Genomic DNA, 9,982 nt, shown 5'->3' with positions numbered 1-9,982 from the left:
CTATTCAGCCAAATAAATTTTCGCGTCTCAATAAAACTTATGCTAAAATCCAATAGTGCACCAATAATACCTATAGTAATCATTCCAACCATAACCATATCAATTTTAGCCAACTCGTAGGCATGAGTAATTAAATAGCCTAAACCTGCCAAACTTCCTGGCAACATTTCTGCAGAAACAAGACTAGTCCATGCACTGCCCAGACCAATACGCATACCATTAAAAATAGTTGGTGCTGCCCCCGGAATTAATATCTTAAAAAAAATATCAAAATCACTGGCTCCTAAAACCCTAGCTGATTCTATAAAGGTTTCAGGTACTTGTCTAATTCCGTGTATAGAACTAGTTACAATGGGAAAAAAGGCTCCTAAAAATATAATGAACATCATTGATAATTTAAAGTTATTTAAATATGTATACCATACTCCATGTTCAATATCAAAAACAGTAGCAAGACTTGACACCCCAAACCAAGCTAATACTAAAGGAACCCATGCTACCGGAGGAATAGGCCTAAATAAACTTAATAATGGATTTATTATCTTATAAGCAGTATCATTATATCCCATTAATATACCAATGGGAAGTGCAATTATAAGAGCTATAATATAACCAAGCATAACCCGTATCAAACTAATTAAAATATTAATCCCTAAAGAACCTAAGCCTATCATATCCTTCGTTGGCTTTGTAAAATGTTGCAATACAGATGATAATTGAGGCAATATTAATTCATTGTCGATTAGTTTTGCCCCATAAATCCATAATATAAAAACAATTAGGGGACCAACTATTGATTTTCCTATCCTTGAGAAAACTTTTTTCATTCTAATCTCTCCATTTAAGTACAAGAAAAACCTTTAGATATTAATATTAGAAGTTTTTCTTGTACTTTATTGATATTTATTTTCCGATAATTAATCTTTTAAAAAGGTAAAATTATAAAACTCATCTTTTATATCTTCAAATTCACCTTTTTCTAGTTTTCCATCAAATTTACCTAATTCTTTTAATAGATCGTAATAAATTTCTACTCCTTCTAACCATTTATCTGAAACCTGTGTTGTATATACTATGGATGCTGATTTAATTGCCTCTTCTGGTACACCGATTATCTCAGCAAATATATCCACTGCCTCATCTTCATTTTCATTTATCCAATCTGCACTATAGGTAAATAAATCTACTAACGCTTCAAAAACTTCAGGGTGTTCAGATATTACATCAGCTCTCCCTGCTAGTACACAACAAGGAAAATCATACCATTGTCCCTCTGGTGGAAATTCATCTAGGTTTAAAGCGATTGATCCAATCTCTTCAACTTCAGCAGCCTCTGGATAATGAGAGGGCGCCACCCATGCATCTACTTGATCCCCCTGAAAAGCTGACAATAAATTTTTTGCCCCCTTTAAATCAACTAATAATACATCAGCATCTACATCATTAGGGTTTTCTGTAACCTTTATATCTGCTTGTCTTAAAGCTGTTTCAATGACAATCCTTGGAGCAGATACTGGTGAATGATAACCTATCCTAACTGGTTTTTCTGATTCTAAAATATATTCTGCTACTTCATCCCAATTATTTAATTCTATTCCTTTTGGAAATACTAGACCAATTCCATCTACATGAACTGGACATAGTACTTGTACATCTGTACCTTGATCCTTTGCTGATAACATACCTGTAACAGAATTCAGGGCACAATCAAGTTTACCTTGTCCAAGCATTACTGCCGACTCTGAACTACCTTTAGTAACCATAGTATTTATTACGGCTAAATTTTTATCATCTTTATAAAGTTCATACTGTTCTTTTTCAATAACTGGTTTTAACCATATCCCTGAGTCTTTAAACTCCTCGCCTTTAGAAGCAGCAACCAACATAACACCTGCATGTAGGTCAAAATCCCAAGCCATATTTAAAACAGGAACCTCTCCTTTGTTATTAGTACTTTCATTTGAAGCTACTGATTTCTCTGTTTCATTTTTGCCACATCCCGTGGAAAGACTTAGTAATAGCGTTAATACAATAAAAATAGAAACTACCTTTTTTCTCAATTTTATTTCCCCTCCTATATAAATTAATTATATTTATGTTAATAAGTTGACAATCTATCTAGTATAAACACCATCAATCAGTATATACATTATTAAACACTATGTCTAATTAAATATTTCTATATTTTAAAATTGTTTATAAGTATAATTTATTGTTAGGACTATTCTAAATATATATTTGTATCCTTAGGTATGCCTTACAAATAAGTTTGATATCGTACATTCATTTAGATTTTCAAACTTAAAAGCTTCTTTATATCTAGATAGTAACTTTAAAAAACAGATCTTATTCTTCCATAGATTATCCTTAAATTATGTTAACAAAATTTTAATAAGTTTTTCAGTTTATGATGTCATTTCAACTGATACTTTTAAGAAGTACACTCAATTAGTGGTAGAAATAATGAATTGAATAAATTTGCTCAACCCATTACTATTATAGAAGTTAATAGCTTCACAAAATTTAATATTGATGAAAATTTCTTCAACTTAATCCCTTTATATAATTATGTTAATAGTGCTAAGCTAATTAGGTAAGGTCACTTACTACTATCTCTAGTTTGGCTATATCATCAAACTTTCTCTCAACTATATTGTAGATACCTTAGATTCATTATAACCCCTATTATAGACCTTATATTAAGCCACTGTGAATTGGATATAAGTGCATTTTATTTCATAATTCTAGCTATTCTTTTTATATTTTTTCCTACAATTATTTTCGCTAACATTTATATCTGGTAATAATCAATAATAAATTGACATAAATATTATAAACTAGGGAAAACAGTTTTCCTATTATTTATAAATGAAAAAGGATATAGAAAATATTTCAATGGCATTACAAAATGTAAGACTATAGTACTGCCACCTAAATTAAAGTATATAAAAACTCCTTTTAGCTAGTTATTAAACCTGCTAAGAGGAGTTTTTATATTTTATCCGTCGTACATTTTTAAGTATTCCTCAGTTAAAGTAGATAAACCCATCATATTATAAACTTCAACTGGATTAAACATCTTATCTCTATGTTTTAACGTGTGTTCATCTTCTATTAAATCACATAACATATCATACATTGACTTAGCTGCTATAGCCATAGTTGATACTGGATATAGACCTATTCGATAGCCAAGTTTTTTAATATCTTCTATAGGAAGATTGGCAGCTACTCCTTTTTCATTCATATTTATAAGAAGTTTAATTTTAGATTTTTTGGCCACAATTTCAAGCTCTTCTTTTGACTTTATTCCATCTACGTATGCATAATCAGCACCAAGTTCTTTTGCCCTATTTATTCTATTGATAGCTTCATCTACTCCATCCGTCATATTAGTAATAGTTCTAAAAATTATTATAAAATCCTCAGACACATTTTTTCTAATAGCTTTGATTTTAGGAGCAGTTAAAGCCCATGATAAAGCTTCTTTATTTGTTGTTGGCGTAGTTTGTGGTAGTACTTGATCATCTACTTGCATACCACATAGTCCTAAGCTTTCAAAAGTTTTAGCTGTATTTCCTACATGTATAGCATTACCAAATCCATTGTCTGCATCTGATATTAATGGTATATCTATAGTAGAGGTTATTTTTTCAATGGTGTTAGAAAATTCAGCTAGGTTAAGGAAACCTATATCAGGTTTTCCAAGATTAGCTACGGATAATGCACCTCCTGAAAGGAAGACAGTTTTTGCTCCTGCTTTTTCAGCTAGTTTGGCTGAAAGACAATCGTAAACTCCAGGTAAAACTAAAAATTCATTTTCATCTAGTGTTTTTCTTAAAAGTTTTTTATTGTCCATACTATCATCTCCTATAACTTAATAAATAATAACACAAGATATTGTAGTAATAATCCAGAATATTATGGCTAATGGAATACCAGCTTTCATATAATCTTGAAAATCATAGCCGCCAGCTTCCCAAACTAAAAGATTAGGACCAGTTCCAAAAGGTGTACATAATGCAGCAGATGCTGATATAGCAATTGCCATGACCACTCCCCTTGGATCAACATTAGCAGATTGGGCGACTAATATTCCCATAGGAACTAATATTGCTGTTAATGAAGTATTCATTAAAAATTGAGTAAGTATTATAGTTATACCGGAGACTGCAGCATATAACAATATTGGAGATAGATTATCTAAATGAGTAGACAAACCTCCTACAATATAATCAGCTGCCCCTGTTTCTATTAAGGCCTTACTTAGAGGGAAAATCCCAGCTACTAGAAATAATGTTGTTACACTAAATGAATCTACAGCTTCTTCTACAGTGATACAATTAGTAAGTACTACTAATAATGCACCTAGTGCAGCTGCTAAATGCATAGGAAGTAATTGACTTGCCATACAATATATAATAAATATGAAGACAACTGAAACTATTATCATTTTCTTTGGATTTTTTTCAGCTAATTCTGGTAGATTGTCTTCAACAATATCCTTTGTAGGCATCAATTTTATTCCAAAAAAGTACATGTAAATTAAACCTGCAATAGTAATAGGTATACCAATCTTTGCAAATTCAAAGAAACCAAAGCCTTGGTAGCCTGCATCTACGAGTAGACCATTTGCTACAATATGAGGGGTAGTACCAATTAGAGTAATAGATCCACCAAGAGATGCAAAGAATGCTAGTGACATCAATACTTTTGATAATGGTATTTTTGCTTTTTTAGCCATAGAACTAACAATTGGAATAAGACAACCAGTAGTACCAGTATCATTTAAAAAAGCAGATAATCCTGCAGCTACTACACCTGAACCCATCATTATACCTTTTTCACTTGTTCCTAACAAACCTATTAGTTTTTCACCAATTAAATCTGCAAGGCCTGTTTTAAATATTGCAGCACCTATAACTAATAAACTCATAAAAAATATTACTGTTGTATTTGCAAAGTCAGCAAAAGCTTCTTTTGCATCAAGAATTCCAAGTAATGCTAGGGTAATTGGAATGCCTGCACCTATTAATATTGGATGTACTGGTTTCCAAATTAATAGGACAATTGCTGCAATAAATACTACAATTGCTAATATTGCTTGTGTTGTCATAAAATCACCCCTTTATTTTGATTTATTTAATATAGAAATTATAGAATTACTCATAAACTTTACACCTATTTCTATACTTTTCTCATCAAATATAATTTCTGAATTATGAAGTGGAAGCTTTGAATCTTCTGTATCGTTATGTGTACCTAGTCTAATAAGGGCACCGGGAGCTTTATTTAAATAGAAAGCAAAATCTTCACTTCCCATAGATGGGGTATTTAACCACCTTATATTTTCCTGCCCAATTGAATTTGACGAATTTTTTCTAAGTATATCAATAATATGAGAATCATTAATTACTGGAGGAGCAATATTTTCATATTTAACATCTGCTACAGCACCAAAACTTTCTGCTTGATATTTTATTAAAGATTTAATTTTTTCTTCAATATATTTATCAACCTCAGAACTTAAAGTTCTTACAGTACCTTCAGCAGATGCACTATTTGGTATTATATTAGATGTATTACCTGCTATAAGTTTGCCAAAAGATATAACAGCTGAATCAATAGGTGCAATATTTCTTGCTACTATAGATTGAATAGACGTAATTATATATGACGATGCTACAACTGGATCAATTCCTCTGTGAGGATGAGCAGCATGCCCACCTTTTCCTGTAATTTTAAAATTAATATTGGAACTAGATGCCATCATTGACCCTTTTTTTAATCCTATAGTTCCTACAGGAAGATCTGGCCATGTGTGCATAGCAAGTATATAATCAATTTTAGGATTTTCTAAAACTCCAGATGTTATTACTTCTTTAGCACCAGTAAAGTTCTCTTCTCCACTTTGAAATATAATTCGAATATTACCTTTTAAATTATCTTTGAATTTATTAAGAGTTAAGGCTGTTCCATAGAGAACTGTAGCATGGATATCATGGCCACAGGCATGCATAATGTTTTCATTTTTAGAGGAAAAACTCAAGCCAGTTTTTTCTTCAATAGGTAAAGCATCAATATCAGCTCTATATGCTACAGTTTTACCAGGTTCACTTCCTTTAATAAGGGCTGTTACATTAGTACTGGAGTCAATCTTTTCAGCTTCAATACCATTTTCTAAGAGCTTTTTTTGAATGAAATTTGATGTTTCAATTTCATAGTTACTTATTTCTGGATTCCTATGAATTTTTCTTCTCAAAGAAATTAATTCAGGGAGTATTTCTTGTAGATAATTATCGATTTTTCCATTCATAAAAACCACCTCTCATATAATGTATTTAGACTTCTTTTTTAGTGTTCTAAACACATTTATTTTTATTTTTATTTCCTTTTCATTTCTTCCTTGACATATTGTCAAATTATTTTATATTATGTATAATAACTCGTCTTAAGATTTCCATATTAGTAAGATTATTATATACTGTGCTGTATATAATATACAATTTATATTGTGTATGAAAAGTTATTTATAAATTTAATTGAATATAATAAGAATTATTTGAAAATTGTTTTCTTAACATTTAAATAATTTTAATATGTTATGAACCAATTTAGCATATAATTAATTTGTTATCCAATATAAAAAAGTAATACCCATTATAACATCAATGTTATAATCTGTTAGGGAGTGATTATATGTGCAAAATTCAAGGCGATTATATAGTGGAAATTGCAAAACAAAGAAGCTTTTCAAAAGCTGCAGAAAAACTATTTATTACACAACCATCCTTGAGCCGATACATTATTAATTTAGAAGAAAACTTGGAAATAGAGATTTTTGACAGATCAAAATCTCCTATTGAAGTAACAGAGGCTGGAGAAAAATTAATCGAATATATTTATAAGCATAAAGAGCTTAAAAATGACTTAATGTCAGAATTAGCTTTATTGAAAAGTAATAAAAAAGCTGAATTAAAAATTGGAATTGTACCATGGAGAGTACCAATTTTCCTACCTAAGATTATGCCTGAATTTATAAAACAACACCCAAATATTGATGTTATACCCGTAGAAGGTGTTTCCCCAAAACTAGAGAGTCTAGTATTAGAAGATAAAATTGACGTATGTGTAATAAATGGCCCAGGAACAAATGAAGGTTTAGAATACCAAGAATTAAATTCAGAAAATATAATTCTGGTAGTACCAAGAAATTCACAAATTGCAAAACAGGACTATAAATTTAATAAGGAACAGCATACAAATCTAGTTATAGATATGAAGGATCTTGAAAATGAAAAGTTTATTCTTTTAATGAAAAACTTTAGACTAGGCAAGATATCAAGAGACATATTTAAATATCATAATATTAATCCAAAAGAAATTATAGAGGTTTCAAATATGAGTACAGCAATAAGTATGACTTCAGTAGGTTTAGGCCTGACATTTATGCCAGAATCTGGTGTAGATAGACAAAAGATTAGTGATGAATGTCCTCTTTATTATTCTATAGGGGAACCAAGCTATAATTTTCCTCTTATGATTGCATATAAAAAAGAAGAGTATTCTAATACTAATGTGAGAAAATTTGTTGACTTCGTTATAGAAAATTATAAAACATTTTAATATATTACTACAATAATACTATTAAGCTCTAATCAAATTGGATAATTCCTATTAATTCGTAACGGTCTACAAAATCTAATATTGCTTCGGCAGTATATTCAATGGTTCTTGTATTTAATACTATATTGTCATAGACAGCTTTTCCTTCTATTTCTACTGAAATATATGAAAGTAAATATAAATACAGTTAAAGACCACTTATAGAAAATATAAGAGCTTTATTATATTCTATTTTAGTTAAATAATTAAATAATCCAATCTTTAGTAAAAGCATTATTGTCAAAACACATGTTTTACCTCCAGTTCTAAACTCTATATCATTATTAATTACACTATTTTGAAATGATTTCCAATAGATAAAAAGAGGAAAGTCTATTAATCTTCTATAGGAGGACCAGTATGAAAAAATATAGAGAATCAGGATGAATAACTGATTCTCTATATCTTCTTCTTATTAATTATAATATTATCCATTATTTTTTTTACGTTATTAATATTAACTTTACCTGTTTCTGGTTCCATTGCATTAGCTGTACCACAAGCAGCACCCATTTTTAATAGAGATTCTAAATTATAATCCCTAAGTAAAGATACTGCAAAACCAGCTATCATCGAATCTCCAGAGCCAACAGGGTTTACAACTTTTATTTCTGGAACCCCTATTTTATAACTGTGGTCACCACAAAATGCTATAGCTCCCTCTTTCCCAAGAGATACTACAACTATTTTTATGCCTTTTCCTAATAATATTTTAGCTGCGTTAGTAATTTCTTCTTCTTTAGTTACAGGCTGTCCTACTAAATTTTCTAATTCTTCTTTATTTGGTTTTACTAAAAAGGGTCCAGCTTCTATTCCTTGTTTTAAGGCTTCACCACTAGTATCTAAAATAAACTTTTTACCTTGCTTTTTAGCCATTACAATTAAATGTTTATAGGTTTCTGCTGGCATTCCTTCAGGTAGACTACCTGAGGCACATATTACTTCTGCCTTTTCAATAAGATGGCTATAAATATCATAGAATTTTAAAGTTTCTTCTTTAGATATTAATGGTCCTTTTTCTAATATTTCTGTTTGGCTATCATCATCAGAAAGGATAGCTAAACAACTTCTCGTTTCTTCATTAATGGATATAAAATTTTGTTTTATTCCCACGACATCTAAACTTTCTTCAATATATTCACCACTTTTTCCACCTAAAAAACCTGTAGCCATAACAGGCTCTTTAAATGATTCTACAACTTTAGTTACATTTAGCCCTTTACCACCAGGAGTATATTGAAAATTATTAACTCTATAAATTCTGCCTTTTTCAAATCCATTAATAATATACCTTCTATCTATAGAGGGATTTAAAGTAATAGTTAAAATCAAAATTACTACCTCCTATTATGCTTTGTTTTGACTTCCACATATTTTAATTTTATCCATAACTACATTCTTTACGGCTACTTTACCAGGAGTTAAGTATTTTCGTGGATCATTGGCTAATGGGTTTTCTTTGAAAAACCTTTTAACTTCTTCAGCAAAAGGTGCTTTTAATTCTGTAGCAATATTTACTTTGCAAATACCATTTTCTACAGCCTTTATTATATCTTTAGCTGATATTCCTGAAGCTCCATGTAGTACTAAAGGAACATTTATTATTTCATTCATTTTTATTAATCTTTCAAAATCTAGTTTTGGCTCTATTTTATATACTCCATGGGCAGTACCAATAGAAACTGCTAAAGAATCAACTTTTGTTTTTTCTACGAATTCTAAGGCCCTATTAGGGTCTGTATAGGCTGCATCTTTTTCTTCAACCTTTATATCATCTTCTTCACCGCCAACTCTACCTAATTCTGCTTCTACAGTTACATTGTATTTATGTGCAAATTCTACTACTTCTTTAGTTATCCCAATATTATCTGCATAATCTTTTAATGAAGCATCTATCATTACTGATTTATAACCTGCTAATATACATTTTTTTAAATAGTCAACATCAGTACAATGATCTAAATGTAGGGCAATAGGAATATTATTTTCTTTAGCTCCTGCCTTTGCCATTGCAACTAAATAATTCATTCCTGCATAATCGACAGTACCAGGAGTAGTGGCAAGTATTACAGGAGATTTCATTTCCCAAGCCCCTTCTAAAACAGCTTGCATAGTTTCTAAATTGTGTATGTTAAAGGCTGGAACAGCATACTTATTCTTCTTTCCATCTAATAGCATTTCTTTTGTTGAAATTATATCCATAGTATTCTACCTTCCTTTACCAAAAATTATTTTGTTGATATCTCTAAAGTCTTCCCAGGGTATACAATCTATATCATTGTCTTTGCAGTAGTCTAATAAACTATCTTTAGCAAAA

8 protein-coding genes are annotated in these 9,982 nt (G+C 30.2%); 1 reads left to right on the top strand and 7 read right to left on the bottom strand.

The window, feature by feature from the left end; translation table 11 throughout:
• The 5 genes from VK071_01320 to VK071_01300 form a co-directional block, all read right to left on the bottom strand.
• A partial coding sequence (locus VK071_01320; protein HLR33955.1) for an ABC transporter permease occupies nt 1-827 on the bottom strand: 827 nt, incomplete at its 3' end.
• 90 nt (nt 828-917) lie between these two features.
• On the bottom strand, nt 918-2,060 hold the full coding sequence (locus VK071_01315; GenBank protein HLR33954.1) for an ABC transporter substrate-binding protein: 1,143 nt from the start codon (nt 2,058-2,060) through the stop codon (nt 918-920).
• Nucleotides 2,061-2,998: 938 nt separating this feature from the next.
• On the bottom strand, nt 2,999-3,859 hold the full coding sequence (locus VK071_01310; GenBank protein HLR33953.1) for an isocitrate lyase/phosphoenolpyruvate mutase family protein: 861 nt from the start codon (nt 3,857-3,859) through the stop codon (nt 2,999-3,001).
• Between the two features lie 18 nt (nt 3,860-3,877).
• On the bottom strand, nt 3,878-5,116 hold the full coding sequence (locus VK071_01305; GenBank protein ID HLR33952.1) for an SLC13 family permease: 1,239 nt from the start codon (nt 5,114-5,116) through the stop codon (nt 3,878-3,880).
• A 12-nt stretch (nt 5,117-5,128) separates the two neighbouring features.
• Complete coding sequence (locus VK071_01300; protein HLR33951.1) at nt 5,129-6,316, bottom strand: M20 family metallopeptidase; 1,188 nt, start codon at nt 6,314-6,316, stop codon at nt 5,129-5,131.
• A gap of 383 nt (nt 6,317-6,699) precedes the next feature.
• Between VK071_01300 and VK071_01295 the strand changes: the two genes are divergently transcribed.
• On the top strand, nt 6,700-7,626 hold the full coding sequence (locus VK071_01295; GenBank protein HLR33950.1) for a LysR family transcriptional regulator: 927 nt from the start codon (nt 6,700-6,702) through the stop codon (nt 7,624-7,626).
• A 438-nt stretch (nt 7,627-8,064) separates the two neighbouring features.
• Here the strand turns inward: VK071_01295 and pfkB are convergent, their stop codons facing one another.
• Together pfkB and gatY are read right to left on the bottom strand one after the other, a co-directional pair.
• Complete coding sequence (gene pfkB, locus VK071_01290) at nt 8,065-8,997, bottom strand: 1-phosphofructokinase (protein HLR33949.1); 933 nt, start codon at nt 8,995-8,997, stop codon at nt 8,065-8,067.
• Nucleotides 8,998-9,012: 15 nt separating this feature from the next.
• Nucleotides 9,013-9,867, bottom strand: coding sequence for a tagatose-bisphosphate aldolase subunit GatY (gene gatY, locus VK071_01285; protein HLR33948.1), 855 nt, complete (start codon nt 9,865-9,867; stop codon nt 9,013-9,015).
• Nucleotides 9,868-9,982 lie beyond the last annotated feature (115 nt).

This window comes from Tissierellales bacterium (assembly GCA_035301805.1).
Taxonomy (GTDB): Bacteria; Bacillota; Clostridia; order Tissierellales; family DATGTQ01; genus DATGTQ01.
This window is presented reverse-complemented; position numbering and strand designations above follow the sequence as displayed.